Source organism: Microcoleus sp. D3_18_C4, from assembly GCF_036702355.1.
Lineage (GTDB): Bacteria > Cyanobacteriota > Cyanobacteriia > Cyanobacteriales > Microcoleaceae > Microcoleus.
The window spans coordinates 1-25,439 of record NZ_JAUBTF010000012.1 but is presented as its reverse complement, the minus strand read 5'-3'; the positions used below and the strand labels follow the sequence as shown (position 1 = coordinate 25,439).

Genomic DNA, 25,439 nt, shown 5'->3' with positions numbered 1-25,439 from the left:
TAGATGAGAGGAAGAACCATGACCTTGAAAAATCAGGCTTACCCAACACAACTGGAACTACCAGGCGTTTTACCTAAAAAAAACGACACCCTCAAACAAATAGAAGAAGCAATGCAAGGAATACTAGACCTAACATGGAAAACCGTGCTACTTCACATATCAGCACGCAGCGCTAAAGAACTGATGCGACAGCACGGAAAACTGATTGCTATCCATGATGACGAAGCCCGGATTAAAGTTTCCTCAACACCACTTTTGCTAATGGCAATTCAAAAACTTCCCGATGTTGAATCAGCCTTCAGAAAAGCTTTTGGCAAAACAGTCAAAATCCGTCTGGAAGTTTAAGTGATATCGTTTCCGGTGACAGCGTATTATTCAATGCTTTGCCCGCGTGCGGTGCGTGACAATCAATAGTCCCACCGCCGCGAGTTAAAGTTTTCCCGTGGCCACGCACCCTACGACTGATTTCTTGCACAGAGTACGATCGCCCTCAATCAATCAATCAATTCCGCTTCTTCAAAAATCTGTCTAGTCGTCAACTCCAAACCAGGCAGCAACTCATCCAAAATTAGTGTATTATCCGTATAAACTTGACTAGAACCATCCGTCAAAAAACTTCTAATTAAAATAGCCTCTGGATCAATCACCCAAACTCGCGGAACGCCCGCCGCCAAATAATCTTTCGCCTTCTCTTCAAATTCCTTCATACTTTGATCGGGCGATATAATCTCAATCACCAGTTCAGGAATTGCGGGACAAGCTTCATTTCGCCGCCAACTTTTCGGCAGACGTTCATAAGAAATGTACGTTAAATCGGGAACAGATGCCCAATCTTTATCCTGACGTTTTAACAAAATTGCCCATTCTGGAAGCACTCGCCCGCGTCCTTTACACCATACACGAATCAGGCGACACAAAGCTCCCTGTAAACTGGAATGAAAAAATTTTGGAGACACTTTAGGAACTGCTTCACCATCTACAAACTCACAATATATATCTCCGTCGGGCAAAGCTAGAAATTCTGCTAAAGTGAGTTTGGTTCCGATGCCTACCATGACTCCCAGCCCTCTCGCTAATTAATTCAAATATCAATTATACAAAATTTCCCAAGATTCCTAGAAGTACGATCGCCCCTGGGTCTCTATTCCAAAAACCGAATAACAAAATCCCCGACTTCTTAAAAAAGTCGGGGATTTAACCGCGATCGCATTTTAGGTTAGGCGTTTCGCCTGTTTCTACGCCAAAACTGGCACGGGCTGCGGCCAACGTCCCATGACTTTACCAATCACCGCCAATTCTTCCATCAACTTGTCGAACTGATCCGGTGTTAAAGATTGCGGCCCGTCAGACAAAGCTTTTTTGGGATTCGGGTGCACTTCAATCATCAGCGAATCAGTACCAGAGGCGATCGAAGCAAACGCCATTGACGGTACAAACTGCGCCCAACCGGTGCCGTGACTGGGGTCAACCATAATCGGTAAGTGAGTCAGAGTCCGCAACACTGGAACCGCCGACAAATCTAGCGTATTGCGCGTATATTGCCTGTCATACCCGCGAATTCCGCGCTCGCACAAAATCACGTTCGGATTGCCAGAAGCCATGATATACTCAGCAGCCATCAACCATTCTTCAATGGTGGCGGAAATGCCGCGCTTCAGCAAAACAGGTTTGTCTTGAGCTCCGACTTTCTTCAACAGTGAGAAATTCTGCATATTTCTCGCCCCGACTTGGATCACGTCCGCTACTTCCACGATCGCACTTAAATCGGCCGCATCCATAACTTCTGTGATAATTCCCAAACCGCTAGCTTCCCGCGCCGCAGCTAGCAATCCCAAAGCACTCTCGCCGTGGCCTTGGAAAGCGTAGGGGGAAGTTCTCGGTTTGTACGCGCCACCACGGAGAAAATGAGCTCCAGCAGCTTTGACGCGCATTGCCGTTTCGACAATCATTTCTTCGTTTTCGACCGAGCAAGGGCCTGCTACGATCGCGATCGGGTGGTGCAAGCCGATCATTACAGTTCCTAAAGGAGTAGCAACCGCTACTTCGCTGGGTTCTCCTTGGCGGTACTCCAGAGAAGCGCGTTTGTAGGGTTTTTCCACGCGCAGCACTTCTTCAATCCACGTGCTCATTTCGCGCAGTTGCATCGGTTCGAGCTCAACGGTGTCGCCCACCAAACCCATGACGGTTTTGTAACGGCCGACGATTTTTTCTGGTATTAAACCCCAGCTAGTGCGGAGCTCTTCGTCGATGCGATCGATCTCGGCTTCTGGAGTGCCGGCTTTCATTACAATAATCATATTTTTTTTGCCTTTTCTGTTGGGCTAAACTACGGAGGATGACTCTGATGCACTGAGAAAAATAGATGCAATGGCGATCGAGAATCTATTTATATCAGTATTATTAGCATTTTTGTGGGGCGGGTTCTTATTCCCTCCCCAAATACAAACTCTAGATGGTTAACAGCTTAGTTTTTAGCTAATGACTTATAACTAATAACTAATGACTAATGACTAACTTTTTGGCTTCGCGGCGCGCCACGCTTCTCGCATCCGTCCAAAATTGGTATTAAATTCTTCCCACCCCAGAGTGCTTCCTGAAACTTCTTCATCCCAGGAAGCTGAGAGGACTCCGTAGCTTAATCCCAGAACGCCTAGACCAAAACAGCCCATGCTTACCAGCAATACTGCTGTGTTGGGCAGATCAAACAAGCCCTTGCTGACTACCAAATAGCTGACAAAAAATGTGGAAATTCCCAGGATTGTCGGTATGCCACAGAATACCGCTATACGGGATATCATGCGTTGGCTGACTACTTCTGGGATGGATTGCGCCTGTTTTCCGGTTTTGTTAGCTTTCGGCTGCTTGTCGGCAGAATCCGACTCTAAGGCTATGCTTGCTTGGGGTTCTGGGGCCTTTTTAGGCGTTTTTTTACGATTTGTTGCCGGTTCAAAGGGCAAGCGCTTGCGGGGTGGTTCGGAGGACATATTTTATCTCTGACCTGAAATCTCGAACATTTTTCAATAAGTCTTGGTGTTTGTCCAAGATTAAAGAATATTGTCGCAAATTTTGGCTTGGGTGTTTAGCCGCGAATGCCTAGACGGGCAATCAATGCTTTGTAGCGATCGACATTTTGCTTTTGGATGTATGCCAGCAGGCGCTTGCGGCGGCTGATCATCATCATCAAACCGCGCCGGGAGGCGAAGTCTTTTTGGTTGATTTTCAGGTGGGCGCTGAGTTTGGTGATGCGATCGGTCAGCATGGCGACTTGGAGATCTGCTGAACCGGTATCGGTTTCATGGGTTTGGAAGTCGCCCATGATTTCTTGTTTGCGCTGTTGTGTAAGAGCCATGAATTGATTTTAGTTTTTTTTGTACGATTGTCACAATCTCCAATGTTATCACAGGGGAAGCATAATAACGATAAAATTTTTGCCAGGGATGGGTTTGTTGGCCCGACCGAATTTTGGTTTTTATTCCCGGTTTTTGGATGTTGTAAGGGATTATCGGCTCAAATAGGCGATCGCCTCACGTATCCAATCATCCGCATCACCTTTGGTGGACAAAGTGCTGTCTTGACTGAGGGTTTGCAGCGCTTGCAAGACTTCAGCCGCAGTGTATCCCATCGCCAGCAGGATCATCTCGACTTCTTCTTGAATAGCTGGGGGGACTCCGGCGGCGACTGAAGTTGTCAAACCTGCTTGCTGTCTCCATTCCGAGAGTTTGCTTTTGAGTTCCAGGGCGAGACGTTCTGCGGTTTTTGTACCGACGCCCGGTGTTTTGGCGAGGATGCGGGTGTTACCGCCGACGATCGCCTGGACTAAATCTTGCAATCCTAAAGTATCGAGAAGTGCGATCGCCAGTTGAGCACCCACACCGCTGACACTCGTCAACTGCCGAAACAAATCGCGTTCTGCAGCGCTGCCAAAACCGTACAATACGATTTGGTCTTCCTTAACTTGCTGGTGGGTAAAAATTTGGGCGACTTCGCCGGATGCTGGCAATTGACCGGTCACGCGGGGCAAAATTTGGATTTCATAGCCAATTTGATTGACTTCGAGAGTCAATATGACGCGGTTGCTGCCTTTGGCGATATCGGCGACTGTGCCTTTGAGATAGCTAATCATAAAATTAATAATAATACACCGCTATTCGTTTTCATCAAACTCGGCGATGATGTTGCGGATTTCGTTGAGACTAATATCTGTTCGATCTGATTTTGAGTAAATGGTTAACAACAGTACGCTGACGGGCGATTCGACTTGATAAATCATGGGATACCCTGCACTTTTTCCTTTTTGGATGTTGCTGTTTTTCACCCGGACTTTTAAGATGATATAATCTTCGCCCATTCCGGGAATGCGATCGCCAATAAAATTGCCAGCCTGTATTTGTTCAATTACTGGCTGAGTATCTAGCCGGATTTGGCGATATTTTTTGGATAATTCACGCAAATTTCGCTTATACTCAGGCGTTAAATCGATTTGAACGAGCTCGGATTCATTCGACATCGATGCCCTCCCACATTTGAGAAAGAGGTATTCGCTGTCCGGTTTTAGCTTCCTGCAACGCTCTTCTGAGACTAGCTTTTACTTCTTCAACTGGAGTATCGTCGGGGTCTTCTTCAGCTTCATCTGTAGGTTCGGGAAGAAGGACGATAATTCGCACGGGGCCCGGAGTGTCTAGTGTTAAAGGTCGATCGAGAATTAATTGACCTTTTTCGTCGATCGTTCCTGTGACTTCAAAGGCTTTCATTTGTTTGTCCTGGATTTTTTTTTAATTAATACTATTATATAACCCTGTCCGAGCGATTTTGTTATTCTCAAGCCAAAATAAGCTGCTGTTTAACCAAAGACAAATCCGTCTTACCAAAATTAACAACCAAAGCCACATTGAAATTTTCCAAGGATTTGACAAACCACATAATTTCATTAGAAGCTTTACCTTCATAGTGATTAAACAAAATAGAAAATCGGTTTTCCAACTCTGGTTTAACTTTGCCCGAAAGTAGAACGAGTTTGAGTAGTAAACCCATTGTCCGGCTGGCGCCGAGGTTGTACACCAAGTCGTAAAAAACGTAGTGGCTGAGATGTTGGGAATTTTCAACTACTAAGAAGTTGAACAACTGGTGGCAAGTCCGAACTAACAATGAATTATTGAATTTCACCGAGTCATTTTCTCGCAATGTATTTTTGATTTGCTTGTACAAACGGTCATTAAATTGACGCCCGCCGTATTCTGGTTCTACGGACGATATTAAATATTCATATAAATCCACTTTAAATGAGGCGTAAGATGGAGTTTTTCGGGAATCTCTTAGGAAAAATTGAGCCGCTTCTTTGTAGCTGCGATCGCCTGCTACTTTTCCCGCAAATTCCCTGACCGCTAAGTGCAGTTCTGCATCATTCAAAAGTGTGGGATTAGCCGCTCGCTGCACAATTCCTATTTCTGTATTTCTCGGCTCAACCATATAATTTAGATATTGAGACAAATGTGTTTCAAATTGTCGCTGTCTTTGAAATGCCAGTTTTTGAATGGTTTGTTGGTCTTCCTCAATGCTGCCCTTGCTCAGCAGAGAATACCCGTACAAATAAGGATACCGACATATCAATTCGCCCAAAGGATAATCTGTATCTTGTGTCTGCGGTTCCGCCTCTCTATCTAAGGCTTTTACTAAGCGCTCTAGGGTCTGGAATTCTTCACTTTTAGTAAAGAAAGCTATTTGTTCTTGCAAGCGCTTGACTATGTAAAATTCCGTCCCGAATCTGGGAGAACTCTGCTTAAATAAAGCTACCAACTTGGCGATCGCGAACTGGTTGTGTGATTGCAATTGCCAGCGGTTGATCGGGATGTAGCAGCAGCGGTGGAGGATATATTTAAAGTGCTGATCCAATCGCTTGACGGAGACTATACTGTACAAAGTTGCTTCAATCTCTCGATCGGGATAGCCCATGCCGTCGATAAATAGCTTTCGGAACCGCTCGATCACCTGTGCGGGGGATTCTGTTTCCACGCAGGAGACGATGTGATCGTACAATCTCTGTTCGTTGCTGCCTGTTGGAACACTATCTGAGGGCGGGGTGAGGATGCGGCTGTCTGCATCTGTGTCTACGCTGCTGTCTGCAACTTGTGCGACAACCACTTTCGGTTTTTCCTCAAAAGTTCGATCGGGATTCAAGAACCAATAGTGTTCTTGGCTTAATTGTTTGTTAGCCGCCCAATCCAAAGCTGACTGCAAACTTTCCCCTGTCAATAACAGCGATTCATCTTCGCGGTCTGAAGCCAGCCATGCTGCTAGCGCCAAGCGGTACGGAGCCAATTTTCCCAGCTCTTTTTCTACCCAGAATCGATTAAAAACTGACTGATAAATTAGGTTGGCAACTATTAATTTACCCTGAGATTTAACCACCAGTCCTGACAGTTGCAATTCGATTTTTTCGGGAGAGTATTCTGCTGGTATTCCCTGCGATTCCCCCGGTTTTGTTGCCTTGATCGGTTGCAAAGCTTGCTGGTACAGCGTTAACAGCCGCGTGAGGTCGCAGTGGCTATGGAAAATGCGATCGCGTATTGCTGTCAAATGTTGGGGTTCGTCTTCTTCTTCCCAATTTTTAATAATTCTGTGTTTGACCAGTTTTTCAACTTGCTTAGCTTCGGAATTTCTGCCAATAAAAGGCCCGTATTCAAGTACCAAGTGGCAAAGTTTTTGAGTTAGAAACGGTTGACCGCCCGTCCAAGCTAATATTTCTTGGAGCACTTTTTGGGGGCGAAAAGCTTTCAGGGCTAATCCTTTTGCTAGCGGCAAACTTTCGTGCAGTTGGAATCGACTTAAATGAATCTGCCGTCCAATATTAAAAGGGTTACATCTGGGATCTCGGATCAATTCTGAGGGGGCTGCTACTCCCATAACAGCAAAAGTCAGGCGACCGTATTCCGGTTGCTCTGCCCGCTTGGAGTAACAAGCCCGGATCAAAGCAAAAAAATCGCTGGTACTGAAATTTAGGCTGCTGATGCTGTCAATGTCATCGATGAAAATTACCAGATTTTGCTGAAGTGACTTGAGCAAAACTTTTTCGATAAATATCTCCAATCGCTGCACCGGCGATAGCAGTTCGCGATCGTTCCACCACTTGATGGCATCAAACCTGTTTGTGATGTGTAAACTGCTGGCCATGCGGTACATGATGCCGCCATACCACTTTTGGGGGGAGATATCTGGGCTGCTGATGCTTCTCAAGTTGATGGCGGCAAAAACTGTACCTTCGGCTTGCAACCTTTTGGCCGTTTGCACTAGCAGGCTGGACTTTCCCATTTGTGGCGAACTCAACACGTAGCAGAAGTCTCCGGCTTTGAGTCCTTCGTAGAGCTCGCTGTCTGCCGAGCGCCTGACATAGGTGGGCGCAGCGGCAGGCAAATATCCTCCGACTTGATATTGGTACGTTGAGTTGACTTCTGCTGTAATCTGGGAATTCATCAAGATTTTACACCCCTATGCTGTGCGATCGAAAGGTTACAAATTGCAATTATGGCCCGCTTATAGCATTTTAGATTTTAGATTTTAGATTGGGGAATGACTTATTCAATCAGGGTTTGGAGTTTGCCTGTTGCATTTGCATGGTTTTTTTTGAATTTGCCTTACTATGGTGGAAAATTTTTCTTCCTCTTTCTCTATTGTCTACTAGCTCAGCTTTCTTCTCGTCAATCTTTACCGTATCTTTGCAAGCGTTCACCGCAAATCTTACGATCTGCCCAATCGTAGCGCGCCACTTGATTTTTTACACTCGTTCACATAATTAGATAAATTTTCAGTCGATCGGATTGAGAACGCTCAAACGCCGTTTTTTTCACTTTTTTTTACAATAATACTTTAAAATTCACCCGGTGGTATGATGTGGGCAGGGAAACTCCTAACCACAGCGCCGTCAGCCTTCTGCCTTTAGCTCCGCCTGCCGGATGCCGGAGGAAAAGACTGAGCAATGGCTGCCAATAAAAAACCCCAGCGTTTGGCTGAGGACTGCTTGAGTGGGAGATATCGTTAATCTGCGTTTTTTTAGTTGACTTAGATTGCATGGAATTCCATGCTGCTGACTTTCCCCGGGCTTTCGCGTTTGGGGATTCCTCAGAACAAACTTTTCAGGATGCATCCACAAAAAGTTTAATTCTTAAAGGCTTTGTCAGTACCAGGCTAACCACTCGCTCAACTATAAAAGTTAAGTCGGTGGCTAATTGTAGAAGATGCGCCCTGATGGCTTAACTACCCGATGGATTAGCACCCTGATGGCATAACTCCCTGATGGATCGACGCCCTGATGGCTTTCGCTCCACTACCCAAAAAATTCGGGTTGATGGATGATCGTGGACATTAGTAACACGTCACTTCCGGCGGTTCCGATCACAAGCAGGTGTGCCTGTCTGAATTGATTATGGCAGGCAGATTTATCAGAAGACAAGTGGGCTATTGCATCAACCCATTTCTGACAGATCGGGTTAGCCAAAAAGTGTCAATCTACGGAAATCAGGGTCATCGAACATGAAAAACAGCATCTTAGTATTAGGGGTAATTGCCTCGGCTGGCTTCGGCTTTTTCCAGGCAGGCAGCACCAGCGCTTTAGCGATCGCCCCACAACATTCATCAGCCAGCCGTTTGACGGCTTGGGAGAGTCGTCCCGACTTTAACTACACTGGAACGAATGAGGATGGGGAGCAAGAAGAGGTAAAAACGCGTAAAGGCAGGAAATAATTGGCGCTATTGTGTGGTTCGCTCTGATGCGGTTGTGGTTGTAGTTGTGGTGCTTGTTGTCCCAACCGCCTCTGATCGAGGCGGTTAAAACTCGATCCCAAGATCAGTCTACCTAATCCCAGGGGTGGGGATCAGTTTCAGAGAACGGTGGATGGGAAAATAAATAGGTAAGGCGAGTCTGTCGGTGGAGTTTCCCCGCCTATCAACTTCCTTACCTTCTGATGTTCGGGATTTGGATCTGGCACAATCGTATTTCATCTCGTAAAAACCCAATGGAAAATACTCTCGAAACTACCCGCAGACAGCGCGTATTGACAAGAACCCAGGAACGGCGTCAGGCAACACCCAAAGAAAAACAGTTAATTCATCTGCTAGCAAATATGGCTTGCAGTTTGATTAAATACGACTACAAACACGCAGCGGGCAAGGGCACCCTCCCGCCTTCGGAAAGCAAGCGTTTAGCGGAATGGCACTACCTGCGAGTTCAGCAAATTCGCCGGATCGAACGCTCATTGGAGCCTGTAGCGACCCTGAAGCGCGTTTACTACAAGAGCATCCTCAGTCCGAGAGATCTGAAGTCTTTGAAACTTCTGTGGCTGGAGGAGGACAAAAACCGTGTCAAACGGGTCGATCCTGAGTTGGACGACATCCTTAGCGAAGCTTTGGATCGGGGAGATACTTTAAAACAGCTATTTCACTCGATCGAAGTCAAAGAACGCACCTTTTCTGAAACTCCTCGCCCCGGCGCCGTCCCGCTGTGGGTCAAAGAGTGGGAAGACTCGGAATATGATATAAACTTTTTTCCGCCTTCGTTCTCTGCATGGGTTTCGATCGTGGACGACTAGGTTCAAGAAAAACTCTTTGACATGGCATCGATTGTAAAGTTCAGATGGTAGACTTATTTGCAATTGCTGCCATTGGCGAAAAGTGTACGGGCGATCGATCGGCTAAACTAGGCAGCGTGGCGCGCAGGCATCCGAGTACAGAGAAGTGAATCCGAGTCAGTACCATTGTACAATGGGGGAAAACCAGGGCTTCAGCTAATAGCTGATAGCTGATAGCTGATAGCTGATAGTTTCTCATGACTGACTCGATTTCTACTTCTCCTCTAGACTCGGCGGCCGATACAGCCGAACTCCGCTCTCAGTTGAGGTCGGGTTCGGAAAAAGCTCAACTGCAACTGCTGCAACAACAAATAGCAGATTCCGGTTGGGATGTATTGATGGAATTTTTATTAGAGCGCAAGTCAGAGGCACCGACTGCGGTAATGGGTAAGGCTTACCAAATTCTTTACAGTGCTAATTCTCCGAGAGCGACGGAGTTTTTGCAAGCGAATTTTCCGACTGGGGTTGTGCCGCTGCGATCGGACTCTAACATTGATTACACTCCGCTGCAACAATTATTGGCGTTACAGGAATTTCAAGAAGCCGATCGCTTGACTTTAGACAAGCTTTGTGAATTGGCGGGTGATACAGCTTCCGTGAGAAAGTGGCTGTATTTTACGCAAGTTGAGAGTTTGCCCGTGGCGGATTTGCAAACAATTAATACGCTGTGGAAAGTTCATTCCGAAGGCAAATTTGGCTTTTCGGTGCAGCGGGAAATTTGGCTCGGTTCGGGGAAGAATTGGGATAAGTTGTGGCCGCTAATTGGCTGGAAGAAAGGGAATAATTGGACGCGGTATCCGCAAGAGTTTATTTGGGATTTGAGCGCGCCGAGGGGTCATTTGCCGCTGTCGAATCAGTTGCGGGGAGTGCAGCCTTTTGCAGCTTTGATGGCTCATCCTGCCTGGTTGAAGTGAATCGTTTTGGGGCTTTTGGAGAATGCGGGCCGGGCTGGATGTTCGGCCCGACATTTGTTGGTGAGGGGGTGTGGGATCTGACGGTAACAACCGCGTCAGAACATAGATAGGGCTTGCTGAATAAGTTAGAGGATGTTTTAAAAGTGGGGGGCTATTGTAAGAAAGCTCACAAAGCTTAAGCTGAGATTTGTAGATAACAGCACTTTGTGAGCAAATGACGTGCAGCATATCCTAACAACTTGACGTGGGAACAGTGGGAACTAATAGCAGACCTGTTTCCAGAAGCTTGCGCCCGGTGTCCTCGCACAGTATCGATTTATGCCGTGATAAATGCAATCCTCTATGTAGGGCTTGCTGAATAAGGAATGATTAATTTTTAAATAGTGGTTCTTGATAAAGCGGCACAGTAAAAGTAACAGTAGCTCCGAGTCCTTCCCCCATACTGTAAAAATTTACTGTACCCCCCATTGCTTCTACCAGTTTTTGAGAAATAGCCAATCCCAAACCGGTGCCGCCGTATTGCCTGGTACGAGCGCCGTCTACCTGAAAAAACGACTCAAATAATTTATCCTGCTTGTCGAGAGAAACCCCAATGCCAGTATCAGCAACTCGGATTTTCACCATTCCGGGGAACTGCTGGTTGTGAACAGTCACCTTTTTCTTAATAACCTCGGCACTGATGCGAATTCCTCCTTCCCCGGTAAATTTAATCGCATTGCCCGTGAGGTTCAAGATTACCTGAAGCAGGCGTTGGTAGTTGCCGTACACAATAATCTCGTCCTCCACAGGGGGTTTTTGGATTTGAAATTGCAATCGCTTTTGCTCGACTTGAACCCGTGTAAAATTCTCAACTTGTTGCAACAGTTCACCGAGTTTGACGGGAGCGAGGTCTAACTCCATTTTGCCAGCTTCGATTTTAGCGACATCCAAAATATCGTTAATCACATTGAACAAATGTACTGCTGAGCGGTAAGCTTCTTCGATAAATTGGTGCGCTTCTTCGGGGTCATCTGCCATGCCGTCCATAAGCAGTTTTAGAAAGCCGAGGATGCCGTTGAGGGGGGTGCGGAGTTCGTGAGAAGTATTAGCAAGAAATTGACTTTTAAGTTGGGAAAGAGCCACGGCTTCGGCGCGGGCCTGTTCTAATTCTTGGTAAAGTGTAGCGTGGGCGATCGCACTGCCGACTTGAGCGACTAACTCGCGGGCGAATTCGAGTTCGACTGGACTCCATTTCGGGGAACTGCCACAGCGGTGCAAACATATCAGTGCATTGGGTTGGTCTTCATAGGAGGTAGCTGCTACGAGCACGGAATGGCGGTGGAAGGGATCGGTGGCGGGGGAGGCGTAATCGACTGCTACTGGTTTTAAGGTGGCTAAAGTTTGAATCCACCCTGGCTGTTCGGCTGCGCGCAATTCTAATCCCAGCATAGAAGAGTAAGCTTCTTGGCGGTATTCAGCTACTACTTTAAAAGTTTTCGATTGGAGATTTTCGATTTGAGTTGGGGAAAGCGGGGGCGAAGGGTAGCTAGCTATTGACTGTTGTAATTCGGCTGCTGCGGCGGTCGATTTTTGCTGATTTTCGGAGGCAAGGAAGGGGGAGGTTTCGAGATTTTCGCTGTCTTTTTTGTAGGAACAGATGATGCAGCGACTCGCGTTTAAAACTTGACCCAAGCTGTTAACAGTTTGCTGCCAAATGGTGGCTAAATCGAGGGTCTTGTGCAGGTTTTGAGCGATTTGGGAGATGACTTTACGATCGATTTCCGAGTACGGAGGGAGCGATCGACCGGGGATACGGCTCGCTGGAAGCGACATTTGTTGGCGGGCGTCCAAGGGGGATGGCAAAGCTCGATAGAGCATGAATTCTGGGGAGTCGGGCCGTCTGTCTGTGGGTTTGTCAGACAGCAGCCTTCCCATAACTAAGACTTTTGTAGCTTTGCCGTTTGAGTCGATCGCCGGAGTGAGTGTCAAATCGAAGAGAAAATATTGTCCGGCGTGGCAAAATGGATAGCTGAACCGTTGCGGTACGAGGGTTTCGAGCGCCCGCCGCAGGATATCGAGATAAGGCGCTGGGGCGATGGGTTGCAGGGTTTCGCTGAGGGGGCGATCGACAAGTTGTTCTGCTGTGAGGTTGTACTGCTCGGCTTTTTGCCAGTAAAAAGATAGATATCGACCAGAGGCGTCTTGGGTAAATACTAATTCTGCTCCTAACTCTTGAAAAAAAACTGTAGAGGCGAGGCTCGATCGCCGGAAATCTGTGTTAGAGTCCATCAGAGTAGGGGATGAAAGTAGTTCGGCTTTTGGATTCTTGAGTTTTTAATAAAGAACTCAAGAGTCCCCATTGTTTTTGGCTTCTACTGTTAATTTGTGAGTTATTAATCACTTAAAAAGTTGTTGGCTTCTTAATTAAGACATTAATTGATCAAAACTCACAATTGGCAATTATTTTAGGCTTATACTATTGACTCTTGAGTGATTAATGAGTTCATAAAATGTTAATTCGTTAATTCTGAACTCAACTCAAAACTCAAAACTATTCGTTCTCAGCCTTTTTGGGTAATTTAAAGATAAAAATTAAGATTGAGAAATTAGGAATCTGCACCGATTAACTATCAAGTGTGAAAATTACGCCAAAATATGAGGCTGCGAACAACTCTAGTCCGGGAATGGCTCACGCATTTTTTCACTCACCTGGAATAGTTCCGAGGTTGTGATTTAGCCGAGTTCACTCGCCCACCACCTGTAGCTTTAGCCACGAAATCTGCAGGAGATCGCCCGCGCGCTCTAAATTTCACAGCCTGCAGATTTGCGCGCGCCGTCTGGGGCGAGAGTACCTCAGTCGTTCCATTCACCACGCGGCGGGACTGGGGGGTTGCGGCGTAAACTCAGAGCCAGCTCGTCTTCGCGGCGCTCGCCTCTGAGCCACTGCTTGATTGCTGTTTCAATGACTTTGCTGGGGTCATTCGTCAAGTGCTTAATTTGGTCTAGCAGTTCAGAATCTATATGGATAGATAGTTCCACTTTTTCTGACGAACTGTGGGAGGGTATACTTGACTGGCTCATAGTTAAAAAATCCTAGTTTTAATTCTTAGGTTTCAATTCTTTTGATGACAAGCGACTGGACTAGATATTTGCAGTCCCTGATTTGCACCCCACCTTTCCTCAACCGCTTAACAGCTTTCTGTACAATGAGACAGAGAAAAGTTTTTTCCTTTTGGGTATCCGGGCTCGGTCGGACACTTGATGGGTAATAACTGATACTCTTGAGGTTTGCCTCAGTTGTGGTTTCATCTCAATCCCCAGTAAGAGGTTGAAGTAAGCACTCTACTCTTGCTTGTGTAATCATACAACAAAAAGTATCCTTTGCCGATTAGCTCTTCGATAAAAAACATGACTAACGTCCCTGTATCTCGCATTCGTAATTTTTCGATTATTGCTCACATCGACCACGGAAAATCGACCTTGGCAGATCGCCTGTTGCAGGCGACTGGGACTGTGCAGGCACGGGAGATGAAGGAGCAGTTTTTAGACAATATGGATCTCGAACGCGAACGCGGCATTACGATCAAGCTGCAAGCGGCTCGGATGAATTATACTGCCAAGGACGGTCAGGAGTACGTGCTGAATCTGATCGACACTCCCGGACACGTGGACTTTTCTTACGAGGTGTCGCGATCGCTCGCTGCTTGCGAAGGGGCGCTGCTGGTGGTAGACGCATCTCAAGGCGTGGAAGCACAAACCCTGGCAAATGTCTACCTTGCCTTGGGAAATAATTTGGAAATTATTCCAGTTTTAAATAAAATTGACCTGCCGGGGGCAGAACCGGAACGGGTAAAAGGGGAAATTGAAGAAATTATCGGTCTGGACTGTAGCGGGGCGATTGAGGCTTCGGCTAAGGAAGGAATTGGTATAGATGAGATTTTGGAGTCGATCGTCGAATTGGTGCCGCCGCCGCAGGATACTGTTGACAAACCGCTGCGGGCGCTAATTTTTGATAGTTATTACGATCCTTATCGCGGGGTAATTGTGTATTTCCGGGTGATGGACGGAAGTGTCAAAAAGGGCGATCGAGTTTTGTTGATGGTTTCGGGTAAGGAATATGTCATCGATGAATTGGGCATCCTTTCACCGACTCAAGTTCAAGTAGACGAACTGCACGCGGGGGAAGTTGGTTATCTGGGCGCTGCAATTAAGGCAGTAGCTGATGCTCGCGTTGGCGATACGATTACTTTGGTCAAAAAGCCGGCACCGGAGCCTTGGCCGGGTTATACAGAGGCAAAGCCGATGGTTTTTTGCGGCTTGTTCCCGATCGATGCTGACCAATTTCCAGATTTGCGGGAAGCTTTAGAAAAACTCGAGCTCAACGATGCGGCGCTTTCTTACGAACCAGAAACTTCGAGTGCGATGGGATTTGGTTTCCGCTGCGGTTTCTTGGGTTTGCTGCACATGGAAATTGTGCAAGAAAGACTGGAGAGAGAATACAATTTGGATTTGATTGTTACGGCTCCTTCTGTGGTTTATCAAATCACAACAATTAAAGGAGAAGTGTTAACAATTGACAATCCCAGCCACTTGCCAGATCCTCAGTATCGCGAGAAAATTGAGGAACCTTATGTGCGGGTAGAAATGCTGTCGCCAGAAACTTATGTGGGCGCGCTGATGGAACTATCTCAAAGTCGGCGGGGCATTTTTATGGATATGAAGTATTTGAGTCAAGGCCGAACTACGCTGGTTTATGAGTTGCCTTTGGCGGAGGTGGTGACGGACTTTTTTGACCAGATGAAATCGCGATCGCGCGGTTATGCGAGCATGGAGTATCACCTCATCGGTTATCGCGAAAATCCGTTGGTGAAAATGGACATTTTAATTAATGGCGATCCGGTTGATGCTTTGGCGATGATCGTACACCGGGATAAGGCTTATAATGTGGGTCGCGGGTTGACGGAAAAACTCAAGGAGTTGATTCCTCGCCACCAGTTTAAGGTGCCGATTCAAGCGACAATTGGCGCTAAGGTGATTGCTTCGGAACACATTCCGGCTTTGCGGAAGGATGTGTTGGCGAAGTGTTACGGCGGTGATATTTCGCGGAAGAAGAAGTTGCTGCAAAAGCAAGCGAAGGGTAAGAAGCGGATGAAGTCTGTGGGTACTGTGGATGTGCCGCAGGAGGCTTTTATGGCTGTGCTGAAGCTCGATCGAGATTCGTAATCTGTGTGGCCTTTTGTCAGGAACAGGCAAGATGCCTGTTCCACAAAGAGTCTGTTTTTTGTAGTTGTTTGCAGTCATCTAGAACAGGCAAGATGCCTGTTCCACAAAGAGTCAGTTTTATTGTGGGATTGGCCGGAGAGCCCGTCCCTGTGGAAGCCCAGAATATGGCTGCAGCGTGAGTGGCGAGCGCTCGATCGCATCACAGATTACTACAACTTAAACAAGAATGCTTTGTTGCAACTCGCGCCGAATTTCATCTACAACTTTGTGATCGCTCAAATCGCGATGCCACCAGTGGCTACAGCCATCTTGACAAGATTTGCAGTACCTGCGCGCATCGGCAATTGCCAATACACTCCTTAACAGGAAAAAGGTTTTGATAGATTCTGAGGGCGGCAGTTTCAAAAGCTTTGCCATTTGTTCTTTTAATCGCCCTCTACTCAGTAACACACAAGGGGTGTAAGTTGGGCGAAGTTTTGATTTAGCAATTGCTAGGGAAACATCTTCTTCTCGCGCCCCTGCTTGGAGGGTCATGTAGGATAGCCGCTGCAATATTTCCTGCTGGTATTCGGTTGGGAATCTTAAAAACCAGTTTTTTGCATCTTCTTGGCTAATTAATTCTTGTTGAATTTGATTGATTGTAATTTCATCGGCTAGATTCATTTGCCTCTCCTAAGTCTGGCTCAAATATAACGTGAGGTTCTCCGTCATAATTTCTCAAATAGAATTAGGAACAATATGACAGCGCAGCCACTCAGTAAATTCATCGCGGCCGATCGCGCTTGATGTGACTTGTAATATAATTTGTTCTTGCTCTTCCACAGGTGCAGAAATCTCAAAGCCATTCAAAACTAGAAAGACTTCCATTGCTGCGTGACCGATGCGTTAGTTACCATCTAAGAAAGGATGATTTTTAATCAAAGCAAATCCAAGGGCTGAAGCTTTTTCCACGATAGTTGGGTAAAGTTCCTCCCCGCCAAACGTCATGCGCGGCTGAGCTAAAGCTGACTCTAAGGCTCCTAAATTAGCGATGCCAAATGCTCCGCCAGACTGCTCGATAATGCGCCGATAAAGTTCTAAGACTTCTGTTAAAGTTAGATAGCGCATTACGCGAGCTTTTGGTAAAGTTCCGCATTCTTTTTGAGGACGTATTCCATAGCATTTTGGAAGGATGTTTCTGGTGGTGCGAGCAAGTTTTCAGCACCCGCAAGCAGTAATGCTTCTAGGGAAACGCCGAGGCGGTTGGCGATTTCTTGGAGCTTGTGCAGGCGATCGTCTGGAATTGTGATGGTAATGGTTTGCATTCTGTTTGTGGCTGTGACGATACTCTGAGTGTAGCACGTCAAATGTCTGAGCAGGAGTTAGGGTTTTTGAAAGAGCGATCGCACTTTTAAACATGAAGGGCGATCGCCCTTTTGCAAATAAACTATCAGAGATTACTCCTTATCATCATCATCATTATTTTGAACTACCTTACTACTTAAAAGTCCGAAAATTGCACCCACACCCATATTCCAAGTGCTATTGCAAGTCTCAAAAATGCGAGCTTGTTGGGGAGATGGCCGATCTTCGGTACTAATTCGTAAAGAGACTCCTCCAGAAAGTAAGGTAAAAAAGATAACAGTGGCGAAGACGTACTGGAAAGGAGAGGGAGATTGAGGAGGAGTGTTTTTACGAGTCATTTTAGTAAATTTGGGTTTAGCAGGTGTCATATTTGGTTTAGCTTTCATGATTGCTACTTTCTTATTGGATATGTTTTAATCTTAAAGGGTAAAAGCTTGAAAGTCAGCCTGTGTATAGGTTTCACTTAGTATGAGTTTGGTATGCGTTTAGGATGCGTTTGGTTGACGATCGCTTGCTACAATAGTTAAAACGTTCGTAACTTAGCTATGGCAGAGCGATCGATCGCAGCATCTGACGCAGGAATTGAAAAAGCAAAAACCGCTCTCACAGACAAAGGCTGGAGTCGCCAAGACTTAGCCGATCGTGTTGTGATGGGGGAAGAAAAAAATTTAAAGATAGGTATCGATATTCAAACAGTTCATAAATTTTTCACCCAGAAGGGTGTCAAACCCCAGTATTTTGTGGCAATTTGCAAGGCTTTAGGATTGAATTGGCAAGAAATTCTAGAACCCAATGGAACGCCATCGCCCCAAAAATTATTACCAAATGACAATCCAATAGCAGAATTAGAACAGCTAAATATCAACCACAATAATCCCTTTATTCCCCAGCATGGCAAGATAGACGATCCGAAATTTTTGTTTGGCAGAGAAAGGGAAATTCGGCGGGTGTTCGAGACGCTGAATAGTGGCAGTAATGTAGCCGTAATTGGCGAAAGCGCGATCGGCAAAAGTTCTCTGCTGCAAGCTATTTACCGAGAAGCACCAAATCAACTGCGTTATGCACGCCAACCCATTTACATCGATTTGCAAATTGTTTGCGATGAAGATGACTTTTATGGCGATTTATGCCACAAAGCAGGTATCGAGAAAGCGAAAGGAGGTAATCTGTCACGGGCTTTAGAATCGAACCCGCTGCTGTTACTTTTAGATGAAGTTGAGAATATGAGATGGGATGGGTTTACTAATCCAACACGCAGCTTATTGCGGGGTTTGACTGAGGGATATAACCCACCTTTGCGTCTAGTTATCACCGCGCGCACCTCTCTTGATATCCTATTTCCTGGAACAAATATGACATCTCCTTTCAAAGGACATGAGGAAACTCTGAAGCAATGGGATGAAAAAACCAGCCGCGAATTTATTGTTAGTCGCCTCCAGGCTTCCTGGTTAACACCTGTTGCTCAGCCCGTGAATTTTACTGAGGAAGAAATTGCGGAGTTAATTGCTGAAAGTGGCGGCTATCCTCAGAAATTGATGCAGTTGTGCTATCAAACTTATGCTGGTTATATCAACTAGGACTTACACATCGGGGCCCAGAAACCGGGTTTTTTACGAAAATATTTCGTTAGAGAATCGCAGATTCGGTAAAAAATCCGGTTTCTCACCACCCGTGCGTAAGTCCTGTTTATTCATCCCCACCTATTTATGAGTCAAAACGATCGCCCGGTTCCTCGGTTAGATTTAGCTCCCAAACTGAAGCGCCCTCTTTCTTTGTGGAATCCTTTAGATTACCTGCGATTGTTATATTGGGTGTTTTTCTTTCCTCAAGCTTTGCGGTGGTATGAGTCTACTTTTGGGGGTGAATCTAATTTACAAGACCCCAAAACCTGGCGAGAAAAGTGGGAGTGGTTGCGTCAAAATTCCGTCCAGTGTCAGTTAATTCTACAAGCCTTGATGTTAATCATTGTTATCCTCGTAGGCTTGAGTAGATTTTTGGAGGAAATAGGCATTTCTATCCATTGGTCCGGCGTGGCGTTGGGCGTGGCGTTGGGCGTGGCGTGGGGCGTGGCGTCCGGCATGGCGTCCGGTGTGGCGTTGGGCGTGGCGTCCGGCGTGGGGTTGGGCGTGGGGTTGGGCGTGGGGTTGGGCGTGGCGTCGGGCGTGGCGTCCGGCGTGGGGTTGGGCGTGGGGTTGGGCGTGGGGTTGGGCGTGGCGTCGGGCGTGGCCTTGGGCGTGGCGTCGGGCGTGGCCTTGGGCGTGGCGTGGGGCGTGGCGTCGGGCGTGTGGTTGGGCGTGGTGTCGGGCGTGGCGTCCGGCGTGGCGTGGGACGTGGCGTTCGACGTGGCGTTGGGCGTGGCGTTCGGCGTGGCGTTCGGCGTGGCGTCCGGCGTGGCGTGGGGCGTGGCGTCCGGCGTGGCGTCCGGCGTGGCGTTGGGCGTGGCGTTCGGCGTGGCGTCCGGCGTGGCGTTCGCACGTCCTGAAAATTGGCTTTTCGCTGTACCGTTTACCTTACTCCAGCGTCAACAGCTAAATAGACAATTTCCTCACATTACCCCACTTCCCCTTCCCTACCTGTCTTCTCAAATAGCTAATTGGCTGAGGCGGGATTGGGAAACAGGATTGCACAACATTAACCAACTACTACTATTTACCCTTCAGTTTATCCCTGTTGTTAAAGCTGTAAATCGTGTACTGGCAGACACACCAAAAGACCAACTCATCTATCGCCTCGCTCAATTATCAGAAGATCCTTATGATTGGAAGTTGGTGCGTTTTGCCTCAGCTTCTCTAAGTCAAGTAATCAAGTCAGAAGCAGTAGAAGTTTTTTTCCTCCTACCTTGGCGACAACAAATTCAAGCTCGTTTTCAAACAGAAATTCATTTAAATACTCCTGCCCGTGCCTCTGCTGCTGGTTTCTGGTATCTCCACGAGCAAAAACCAGACAAAGCTACAGAAGCTTTCGCTGTAGTGCGAGATCTGCTTTATGGAGACGAGATGTTTACCTTAGCGCAGATTCTCACAGATTTTCACCAAACAGCAGAACTAGCCGAGATTGCTTCCCTGAAGCTGCCTGCTTCCCCAAATCCACCTCTGCTGCGTGAGACTACTTGGGAAGCAATTGCTTCTCTACGGCGGGTAATTGCCGATGTTCAAGTCGTCGAGAATAGCGTATCTCGTTCTGCCCGTTCCCTTGCCCTCAACCGAGCATTAGGTGAGCTTGAAACTATCCTCGATCGTCCAGATATTATACCACAATCTGAACGAAATTTAATTATTCAACCTGCCAAAAAATGGCAACAAATATTACTGCAAGTGACCGGGAAAATCGGAGATATTTCGATTACTGAACCAGTCATGATCCCCTATATAATTGGCGATCCAGTCCAAGGCAATCTATTTGTGGGCCGCGAAGACATCATCAGACAGCTAGAGGAGTTGTGGGTAAAAGGCAATCCGGTTCAATCTGTGGCTCTCTACGGTCATCGGCGGATGGGAAAAACTTCGATTTTGTTGAATGCTAGCAACTGCTTATGCTCAAAAGTACAGGTAGCTTATGTCAATTTGCTGCGCGTAGGAGATTGCTCTCAAGGAGTCGGCGAACTGCTAATATTCATCACCGATGCCATTGCCAAAACAGTCAAAATTGCACCTCCTGCCGATCGCGAATTACTCGATTTACCCTATCTCACTTTTGGACGCTACATCGAACAAGTAATAGCAAATATAGAAAGTGGATTGATCGTTGCTTTAGACGAGTTTGAAAAAATAGAAGAATTGATAGACGCTGGGAACATCAATCAAGATTTTATCGGTTTTTTGCGAGGGATGGTGCAAATGAGTTCTAAAGTAGCCTTTGCTTTTGCCGGATTGCACACCTTGGATGAAATGACCCAGGATTATTTCAATCCTTTTTTTGCTAGCATTATCCCCATCCGAGTAGGTTTCCTGAGTCTTGGTGCAACTCGCCAAGTTTTAGCGAATCCCGATGATGATTTTCTCCTCGACTACAAACCAGAAGCCCTCGATCGCATTTATGAACTAACTCACGGTCAACCCTACCTCACGCAATTGGTAGGATTTCTGTTAGTCCGCCTCTACAACGACCAAGTATTTGAAATCGGACGCCCCCGCGATCCAATGTTTACACTAGAAGACGTAGCAACTGTCATTAATGACCCGGAATTCTTCAGCCGAGGTCGCTACTATTTTACAGGAGTTTGGGGTCAAGCAGCGCAAGGCGCATCGGGACAACAGGAGATTTTAAAAGCCTTAGCACCTCACTTAGAAGGAATGAATCTCGACAGGCTGAGTCAAGAAACAGGGATGGATGAGACAATTTTACAGGAAGCACTAAAAACTCTCGAACGCCACGATGTGGTTCGAGAAAGTGATGGTTGCTACTGTATTACTGTTGAACTATTCCGCCGCTGGGTTGAGATGTCATTGGGAGGGAAGCAATAGTTAGTTATCCCTTTGAGTATTCGGCGGTTGAAACCAATCCTACACAAACTCTCGTCCCAGCAGAGGGTGACTAAGAGACAAGCTGTAAAATTAATATTACTATTAGCCAAATATTTACATTATTGGCGGCCCTAACGGTTCGAGTAAAACTACAGTTTTCCTGAAATTATTACCTAATTTTTTAGATCGACATAATTTCTCTCATATTGCTTTTCAGATAAATCGACCCGGGTTTTTTCAAATAAGCCCGTGAAGCGCAGCTATCCCCTAGGGCATCGCCCAACCTCAGACCGAAGTCATCAAATAACCAATAATCATTAACAAATAACAGAACTAATGTCAAGAGTGTTTTTTCGGAAATATTAAAGCTTAAATAAAAATTGCTACCGACATTTGCGAATTATAGCACTTTGTTCAAACTATTTGAAAATGCTAAGTTAATTAAAGATTTTATAAAAGTGACGCATAAGTATTTACATTGTCGATCGCAATTTTGTTATTCTATTAGTAAGTTTCATTCGAGCGACTGAATTTTTGTACTCCAGTCCTACCCCTAAACAGAACGGCAGTTTCCACAATGAGAATTTTAGTCACAGGCGGTGCGGGTTTCCTCGGTTCCCACCTAATCGATCGCTTAATGGCCCAAGGACACGAGGTAGTCTGCCTGGATAATTTTTACACCGGGACTAAACGCAATATCCTCAAATGGCTGGACAACCCGTATTTTGAGCTGATCCGCCACGACATCACGGAACCGATTCGGTTAGAGGTAGATCAGATTTACCATCTGGCCTGTCCCGCTTCCCCGATACACTATCAGTACAACCCTGTCAAGACAATTAAAACAAACGTCATCGGCACGATGAATATGTTGGGATTGGCAAAACGGGTAAAAGCAAGATTTTTTCTCGCTTCCACTTCCGAAGTGTACGGAGATCCTGATGTCCACCCGCAAACAGAAGATTATCGCGGCAACGTTAATTGTATAGGAATTCGCAGTTGTTATGACGAAGGGAAGCGAGTAGCTGAAACCTTATCTTTTGATTACCACCGTCAAAATGGAGTAGACATTCGAGTTGTGCGAATCTTCAATACCTACGGCCCCCGGATGTTGGAAAATGACGGCAGAGTAGTCAGCAATTTTATTGCTCAAGCTTTGCGGAATCAACCGCTGACAGTATACGGCGACGGTTCCCAAACACGGAGTTTCTGCTACGTTTCTGATTTGGTAGAAGGATTTATTCGTTTGATGAATAGCGACCAAATCGGGCCGATGAATTTGGGGAATCCCGGCGAATACACTATATTGGAACTGGCACAAAAAATTCAAAACACGATTAATCCAGGGGCAGAAATTATCTTTAAACCGCTGCCGGAAGACGATCCCAAACAGCGACAACCGGATATTACTCGTGCTAAAAATTGGTTGGAGTGGGAGCCAACTGTGCCGCTGGATCAAGGTTTAGAGTTGACTATAAAGGATTTTCGCGATCGCATCGAGGGAAACCACAAGTAGAGACTGGGAGAGTGAGGGATGGAAAAAATCTTCCTTATTCCCAATTCCCAATTCCCAATTCCCAATTCTCGATTCCCAATTTCTACCTGATTTATTTACTAGCTTTGAGGAGATTTCTATGCACGTTTGCGTCATCGGTACAGGATATGTTGGCTTAGTCACCGGCACTTGTTTGGCCCACATCGGCCACCACGTGATTTGCGTAGACAACAACGAAGAAAAAGTTAAATTAATGAAGTCGGGACAGTCGCCTATTTTTGAACCTGGACTGTCTGAATTAATGTCTTCTGCATCTGCGTCTGGCAATCTAGAATTTACTTCGGATTTAGCAGCAGGAGTGGCTCACGGGGATATTTTGTTTATTGCCGTGGGGACGCCTCCATTGCCTACTGGGGAAAGCGATACTCGCTACGTGGAAGCGGTTGCTCGTGGCATTGGAGCTCACCTCGACGGCGATTACAAAGTAATCGTAAACAAATCGACAGTGCCCATCGGTTCGGGGGATTGGGTGCGAAGAATTGTACTAGACGGTTTAGCAGAACGTCAAAAACCTCAAAGCGGTGAGGGCGCTACTGGTGAGGAAGTCGCAGCAAAAACAGGTGTTCAATTTGATGTGGTTAGCAACCCGGAGTTTTTGCGGGAGGGCTGTGCTGTTTTCGATACTTTTAATCCCGATCGCATTGTTCTTGGCAGCAACTCTCAGCGGGCTATGGATATGATGCTACAGTTATATCGGCCGATTGTCGATCGCAAGTTTGCAGAAAATCCGTCTTTGCCGGAGGTTCCTGTGGTGATGACTGATATCAGTTCAGCGGAGATGATTAAGTACGCAGCTAATGCTTTTTTAGCTACGAAGATTAGCTTTATTAATGAAGTTGCTAATATTTGCGATCGCGTCGGTGCAGATGTTAGTCAAGTTGCCCGAGGTATCGGCTTAGATTCACGGATTGGCAACAAGTTTCTCCAAGCTGGCATTGGTTGGGGCGGTTCTTGTTTCCCCAAAGATGTCTCGGCTTTAGTTCACACGGCTGAGGATTACGGTTACGAGGCGCATTTGCTAAAAGCGGCCGTGGAAGTTAACGAACGCCAGCGGTTGATTGCTATTGAAAAGTTGCAGCACGTTTTGAAGATTCTCAAAGGTAAAACCGTCGGACTTTTGGGTTTGACTTTCAAGCCGGATACTGACGATTTGCGAGATGCTCCCGCGCTGAATTTAATCGAGAGTTTGAACCGATTGGGAGCGAAAGTTAAAGCTTACGATCCGATTGTTTCTCAAACGGGGATGCGTCACGGTTTGTCGGGAGTTTTGGTAGAAACTGACCCGGAAAGGTTGGCAGACGGTTGCGATGCTTTGGTGTTGGTGACTGACTGGGAACAGTTTCGTAATTTAGATTACGAGAAAATGGCAAAGTTGATGAATCATCCGGTGATGATTGATGGCCGCAATTTCTTAGACAAGAAGGCTTTAGAAGCGGCTGGTTTCCAATATGTGGGGATTGGAAGGTAAAGGGTGAGCGTGAAGTTGCGATCGCGATTATATCTTGAGGATAGCGATCGCAACTTATCCGTTAGGTAAGAATTCAGGCTGAGAGGGTGACAACCGAGGGAAAACCCAGACGGGGCAATTGTTTGAGATAATGGAGAAGTCGTAAAAAAGCGAGTGGCCTTGGGAGCCACCCCACAAAAAATACTAAAGACATTATACCAAAAGTTATTACCAATCCACTTGAGCGAGAGTCAAGCACTCACCTTAGAACTCTTAGTTCTGACGCTTCAAAGCCATCGACAAGTCAGATTATCAAGATTGGCTAACATCTTTCCACAACCGATTCAATACAATAGTCGCTTCCGAAGTCTCCAGCGATTTCTTAAGCTCCCCCAGCTTTCGGCCAAGTTCCTGTGGTTTCCTATAATCAAAGTGGCTTTAAAGTCTGAATTTAGAGAGCAAAGATTTAATAGAGCGCAACGGAGAAACCGTTCAAAATTAACATTCTCAACTAAAAAATATGTAGCCGTTGCTCTCGAAAGAACTCAATGGCCAGACCGCAATCTAATCATAGTCACGATAATTTGGGGCAATCATGCTTTGGAATAAAAAATCAATAACTTGATGAATTATTATATATAATCAAGAACAAGGCTAGATCGCTGAGTTTACCAAAACACCAGAGCAACTTGCAACAGTTTTTTTATTACCGTACACTATTTTACCTTTAAACCCACGTTTTATTCGAGTTCAATTGAGTCTAAAATGAAGAAGTTTTATAACTCTTTATCAGAGAAGGATAAAAGAAGGTATGTAGGGATAAGCTGTTGCACATTTAAACTGTGATACAAGCATTACCCTTATTTTTAATTTTGCGACCCCATTTAATTATTAATT

Annotated in this window: 25 protein-coding genes and 1 pseudogene; 10 read left to right on the top strand and 16 right to left on the bottom strand. The window is 46.1% G+C overall.

Annotated elements, in window-relative coordinates:
- Nucleotides 1–18: 18 nt before the first annotated feature.
- A complete protein-coding gene (locus QUA90_RS08445; RefSeq protein WP_333444902.1) occupies nucleotides 19–345 on the top strand; it encodes a hypothetical protein in 327 nt (108 codons plus the stop codon).
- Nucleotides 346–494: 149 nt separating this feature from the next.
- Here QUA90_RS08445 and QUA90_RS08440 read toward each other — a convergent pair whose 3' ends face one another.
- The 8 genes from QUA90_RS08440 to QUA90_RS08405 all read right to left on the bottom strand — a co-directional run bounded on the left by QUA90_RS08440 (nucleotide 495) and on the right by QUA90_RS08405 (nucleotide 7,467).
- Nucleotides 495–1,055: a Uma2 family endonuclease gene (locus QUA90_RS08440; RefSeq protein ID WP_333444900.1), complete on the bottom strand. Its 561-nt coding sequence runs from the start codon at nucleotides 1,053–1,055 to the stop codon at nucleotides 495–497.
- Nucleotides 1,056–1,235: 180 nt separating this feature from the next.
- A complete protein-coding gene (aroF, locus tag QUA90_RS08435) occupies nucleotides 1,236–2,297 on the bottom strand; it encodes a 3-deoxy-7-phosphoheptulonate synthase (protein WP_333296377.1) in 1,062 nt (353 codons plus the stop codon).
- A gap of 213 nt (nucleotides 2,298–2,510) precedes the next feature.
- Complete coding sequence (locus QUA90_RS08430) at nucleotides 2,511–2,984, bottom strand: PAM68 family protein (protein ID WP_333444898.1); 474 nt, start codon at nucleotides 2,982–2,984, stop codon at nucleotides 2,511–2,513.
- A 95-nt stretch (nucleotides 2,985–3,079) separates the two neighbouring features.
- Nucleotides 3,080–3,349 (bottom strand): 30S ribosomal protein S15, encoded by a 270-nt coding sequence (rpsO, locus tag QUA90_RS08425; RefSeq protein ID WP_333205659.1) that lies wholly within the window; start codon nucleotides 3,347–3,349, stop codon nucleotides 3,080–3,082.
- Nucleotides 3,350–3,499: 150 nt separating this feature from the next.
- Nucleotides 3,500–4,123, bottom strand: a complete 624-nt coding sequence (gene ruvA, locus QUA90_RS08420; RefSeq protein ID WP_333263885.1) for a Holliday junction branch migration protein RuvA — start codon at nucleotides 4,121–4,123, stop codon at nucleotides 3,500–3,502.
- Nucleotides 4,124–4,144: 21 nt separating this feature from the next.
- A complete protein-coding gene (locus QUA90_RS08415) occupies nucleotides 4,145–4,507 on the bottom strand; it encodes a type II toxin-antitoxin system RelE/ParE family toxin (protein WP_333324041.1) in 363 nt (120 codons plus the stop codon).
- Nucleotides 4,497–4,751 carry a type II toxin-antitoxin system RelN family antitoxin gene (locus QUA90_RS08410; protein ID WP_333444896.1) on the bottom strand — a complete coding sequence of 85 codons (255 nt, stop codon included), beginning with the start codon at nucleotides 4,749–4,751 and terminating at the stop codon, nucleotides 4,497–4,499. Before QUA90_RS08410 ends, QUA90_RS08415 begins: the two co-directional genes overlap by 11 nt.
- Nucleotides 4,752–4,818: 67 nt before the next feature.
- Complete coding sequence (locus QUA90_RS08405) at nucleotides 4,819–7,467, bottom strand: AAA-like domain-containing protein (protein ID WP_333444894.1); 2,649 nt, start codon at nucleotides 7,465–7,467, stop codon at nucleotides 4,819–4,821.
- Between the two features lie 1,056 nt (nucleotides 7,468–8,523).
- Between QUA90_RS08405 and QUA90_RS08400 the strand changes: the two genes are divergently transcribed.
- Together QUA90_RS08400 and QUA90_RS08395 are read left to right on the top strand one after the other, a co-directional pair.
- Nucleotides 8,524–8,733, top strand: a complete 210-nt coding sequence (locus QUA90_RS08400) for a hypothetical protein (protein WP_333324037.1) — start codon at nucleotides 8,524–8,526, stop codon at nucleotides 8,731–8,733.
- A gap of 272 nt (nucleotides 8,734–9,005) precedes the next feature.
- Nucleotides 9,006–9,578 (top strand): hypothetical protein, encoded by a 573-nt coding sequence (locus QUA90_RS08395; protein WP_333175374.1) that lies wholly within the window; start codon nucleotides 9,006–9,008, stop codon nucleotides 9,576–9,578.
- A 40-nt stretch (nucleotides 9,579–9,618) separates the two neighbouring features.
- Here QUA90_RS08395 and QUA90_RS08390 read toward each other — a convergent pair whose 3' ends face one another.
- Nucleotides 9,619–9,816: a hypothetical protein gene (locus QUA90_RS08390; RefSeq protein WP_333083152.1), complete on the bottom strand. Its 198-nt coding sequence runs from the start codon at nucleotides 9,814–9,816 to the stop codon at nucleotides 9,619–9,621.
- Here QUA90_RS08390 and QUA90_RS08385 point away from each other — a divergent pair.
- Nucleotides 9,815–10,531 (top strand): GUN4 N-terminal ARM-like repeat domain-containing protein, encoded by a 717-nt coding sequence (locus tag QUA90_RS08385; protein ID WP_333324034.1) that lies wholly within the window; start codon nucleotides 9,815–9,817, stop codon nucleotides 10,529–10,531. The genes QUA90_RS08390 and QUA90_RS08385 overlap by 2 nt on opposite strands.
- Nucleotides 10,532–10,900: 369 nt before the next feature.
- Here the strand turns inward: QUA90_RS08385 and QUA90_RS08380 are convergent, their stop codons facing one another.
- Nucleotides 10,901–12,799 carry an ATP-binding protein gene (locus QUA90_RS08380; protein ID WP_333324032.1) on the bottom strand — a complete coding sequence of 633 codons (1,899 nt, stop codon included), beginning with the start codon at nucleotides 12,797–12,799 and terminating at the stop codon, nucleotides 10,901–10,903.
- Between the two features lie 564 nt (nucleotides 12,800–13,363).
- Nucleotides 13,364–13,591, bottom strand: a complete 228-nt coding sequence (locus tag QUA90_RS08375; protein ID WP_015176471.1) for a type II toxin-antitoxin system CcdA family antitoxin — start codon at nucleotides 13,589–13,591, stop codon at nucleotides 13,364–13,366.
- A gap of 327 nt (nucleotides 13,592–13,918) precedes the next feature.
- On the opposite strand from QUA90_RS08375, the gene lepA reads away from it, so the two are divergent.
- Nucleotides 13,919–15,733 carry a translation elongation factor 4 gene (gene lepA / locus QUA90_RS08370; RefSeq protein ID WP_006632512.1) on the top strand — a complete coding sequence of 605 codons (1,815 nt, stop codon included), beginning with the start codon at nucleotides 13,919–13,921 and terminating at the stop codon, nucleotides 15,731–15,733.
- A 216-nt stretch (nucleotides 15,734–15,949) separates the two neighbouring features.
- Here lepA and QUA90_RS08365 read toward each other — a convergent pair whose 3' ends face one another.
- From QUA90_RS08365 to QUA90_RS08345, 5 genes are all read right to left on the bottom strand, one after another.
- Entirely contained in the window at nucleotides 15,950–16,396 is a 447-nt protein-coding gene (locus QUA90_RS08365) for a DUF5958 family protein (RefSeq protein WP_333444892.1), read from the bottom strand.
- Between the two features lie 54 nt (nucleotides 16,397–16,450).
- Complete coding sequence (locus QUA90_RS08360; RefSeq protein ID WP_333444890.1) at nucleotides 16,451–16,600, bottom strand: hypothetical protein; 150 nt, start codon at nucleotides 16,598–16,600, stop codon at nucleotides 16,451–16,453.
- A gap of 18 nt (nucleotides 16,601–16,618) precedes the next feature.
- Nucleotides 16,619–16,840 carry a Fic family protein gene (locus tag QUA90_RS08355; protein ID WP_333444888.1) on the bottom strand — a complete coding sequence of 74 codons (222 nt, stop codon included), beginning with the start codon at nucleotides 16,838–16,840 and terminating at the stop codon, nucleotides 16,619–16,621.
- Complete coding sequence (locus QUA90_RS08350; protein ID WP_333444886.1) at nucleotides 16,840–17,037, bottom strand: DNA-binding protein; 198 nt, start codon at nucleotides 17,035–17,037, stop codon at nucleotides 16,840–16,842. The genes QUA90_RS08355 and QUA90_RS08350 overlap by 1 nt, the downstream gene beginning before the upstream one ends.
- A gap of 132 nt (nucleotides 17,038–17,169) precedes the next feature.
- Nucleotides 17,170–17,463 (bottom strand): hypothetical protein, encoded by a 294-nt coding sequence (locus QUA90_RS08345; RefSeq protein WP_333444884.1) that lies wholly within the window; start codon nucleotides 17,461–17,463, stop codon nucleotides 17,170–17,172.
- A gap of 159 nt (nucleotides 17,464–17,622) precedes the next feature.
- On the opposite strand from QUA90_RS08345, the gene QUA90_RS08340 reads away from it, so the two are divergent.
- The 5 genes and pseudogenes from QUA90_RS08340 to QUA90_RS08320 all read left to right on the top strand — a co-directional run.
- Nucleotides 17,623–18,654, top strand: coding sequence for an nSTAND1 domain-containing NTPase (locus QUA90_RS08340; RefSeq protein ID WP_333444883.1), 1,032 nt, complete (start codon nucleotides 17,623–17,625; stop codon nucleotides 18,652–18,654).
- A gap of 129 nt (nucleotides 18,655–18,783) precedes the next feature.
- The gene (locus QUA90_RS08335) at nucleotides 18,784–21,540 is read left to right on the top strand and encodes an ATP-binding protein (RefSeq protein WP_333444881.1); all 2,757 of its coding nucleotides are present in this window, start codon (nucleotides 18,784–18,786) and stop codon (nucleotides 21,538–21,540) included.
- Nucleotides 21,541–22,117: 577 nt separating this feature from the next.
- Nucleotides 22,118–23,056: a UDP-glucuronic acid decarboxylase family protein gene (locus tag QUA90_RS08330; protein WP_333444879.1), complete on the top strand. Its 939-nt coding sequence runs from the start codon at nucleotides 22,118–22,120 to the stop codon at nucleotides 23,054–23,056.
- Between the two features lie 118 nt (nucleotides 23,057–23,174).
- Nucleotides 23,175–24,563, top strand: coding sequence for a UDP-glucose/GDP-mannose dehydrogenase family protein (locus QUA90_RS08325; protein WP_333082221.1), 1,389 nt, complete (start codon nucleotides 23,175–23,177; stop codon nucleotides 24,561–24,563).
- A 180-nt stretch (nucleotides 24,564–24,743) separates the two neighbouring features.
- A pseudogene (locus tag QUA90_RS08320) lies at nucleotides 24,744–25,145 on the top strand (IS4 family transposase); the annotation flags it as partial.
- Between the last annotated feature and the right edge of the window lie 294 nt (nucleotides 25,146–25,439).

What these genes read in the sequence shown, in the direction of transcription:
- lepA (WP_006632512.1), top strand. Translation starts at nt 13,919, where the DNA reads ATGACTAACGTCCCTGTATCTCGCATTCGTAATTTTTCGATTATTGCT.
- QUA90_RS08360 (WP_333444890.1), bottom strand. Translation starts at nt 16,600, where the DNA reads ATGGAAGTCTTTCTAGTTTTGAATGGCTTTGAGATTTCTGCACCTGTG.
- aroF (WP_333296377.1), bottom strand. Translation starts at nt 2,297, where the DNA reads ATGATTATTGTAATGAAAGCCGGCACTCCAGAAGCCGAGATCGATCGC.
- QUA90_RS08445 (WP_333444902.1), top strand. Translation starts at nt 19, where the DNA reads ATGACCTTGAAAAATCAGGCTTACCCAACACAACTGGAACTACCAGGC.
- QUA90_RS08330 (WP_333444879.1), top strand. Translation starts at nt 22,118, where the DNA reads ATGAGAATTTTAGTCACAGGCGGTGCGGGTTTCCTCGGTTCCCACCTA.
- QUA90_RS08400 (WP_333324037.1), top strand. Translation starts at nt 8,524, where the DNA reads ATGAAAAACAGCATCTTAGTATTAGGGGTAATTGCCTCGGCTGGCTTC.
- QUA90_RS08340 (WP_333444883.1), top strand. Translation starts at nt 17,623, where the DNA reads ATGGCAGAGCGATCGATCGCAGCATCTGACGCAGGAATTGAAAAAGCA.
- QUA90_RS08440 (WP_333444900.1), bottom strand. Translation starts at nt 1,055, where the DNA reads ATGGTAGGCATCGGAACCAAACTCACTTTAGCAGAATTTCTAGCTTTG.
- QUA90_RS08415 (WP_333324041.1), bottom strand. Translation starts at nt 4,507, where the DNA reads ATGTCGAATGAATCCGAGCTCGTTCAAATCGATTTAACGCCTGAGTAT.
- QUA90_RS08395 (WP_333175374.1), top strand. Translation starts at nt 9,006, where the DNA reads ATGGAAAATACTCTCGAAACTACCCGCAGACAGCGCGTATTGACAAGA.
- QUA90_RS08335 (WP_333444881.1), top strand. Translation starts at nt 18,784, where the DNA reads ATGAGTCAAAACGATCGCCCGGTTCCTCGGTTAGATTTAGCTCCCAAA.
- QUA90_RS08345 (WP_333444884.1), bottom strand. Translation starts at nt 17,463, where the DNA reads ATGAAAGCTAAACCAAATATGACACCTGCTAAACCCAAATTTACTAAA.
- QUA90_RS08405 (WP_333444894.1), bottom strand. Translation starts at nt 7,467, where the DNA reads ATGAATTCCCAGATTACAGCAGAAGTCAACTCAACGTACCAATATCAA.
- QUA90_RS08365 (WP_333444892.1), bottom strand. Translation starts at nt 16,396, where the DNA reads ATGAATCTAGCCGATGAAATTACAATCAATCAAATTCAACAAGAATTA.
- rpsO (WP_333205659.1), bottom strand. Translation starts at nt 3,349, where the DNA reads ATGGCTCTTACACAACAGCGCAAACAAGAAATCATGGGCGACTTCCAA.
- QUA90_RS08430 (WP_333444898.1), bottom strand. Translation starts at nt 2,984, where the DNA reads ATGTCCTCCGAACCACCCCGCAAGCGCTTGCCCTTTGAACCGGCAACA.
- QUA90_RS08380 (WP_333324032.1), bottom strand. Translation starts at nt 12,799, where the DNA reads ATGGACTCTAACACAGATTTCCGGCGATCGAGCCTCGCCTCTACAGTT.
- QUA90_RS08375 (WP_015176471.1), bottom strand. Translation starts at nt 13,591, where the DNA reads ATGAGCCAGTCAAGTATACCCTCCCACAGTTCGTCAGAAAAAGTGGAA.
- QUA90_RS08350 (WP_333444886.1), bottom strand. Translation starts at nt 17,037, where the DNA reads ATGCAAACCATTACCATCACAATTCCAGACGATCGCCTGCACAAGCTC.
- QUA90_RS08390 (WP_333083152.1), bottom strand. Translation starts at nt 9,816, where the DNA reads ATGAGAAACTATCAGCTATCAGCTATCAGCTATCAGCTATTAGCTGAA.
- QUA90_RS08355 (WP_333444888.1), bottom strand. Translation starts at nt 16,840, where the DNA reads ATGCGCTATCTAACTTTAACAGAAGTCTTAGAACTTTATCGGCGCATT.
- ruvA (WP_333263885.1), bottom strand. Translation starts at nt 4,123, where the DNA reads ATGATTAGCTATCTCAAAGGCACAGTCGCCGATATCGCCAAAGGCAGC.
- QUA90_RS08325 (WP_333082221.1), top strand. Translation starts at nt 23,175, where the DNA reads ATGCACGTTTGCGTCATCGGTACAGGATATGTTGGCTTAGTCACCGGC.
- QUA90_RS08410 (WP_333444896.1), bottom strand. Translation starts at nt 4,751, where the DNA reads ATGAAAGCCTTTGAAGTCACAGGAACGATCGACGAAAAAGGTCAATTA.
- QUA90_RS08385 (WP_333324034.1), top strand. Translation starts at nt 9,815, where the DNA reads ATGACTGACTCGATTTCTACTTCTCCTCTAGACTCGGCGGCCGATACA.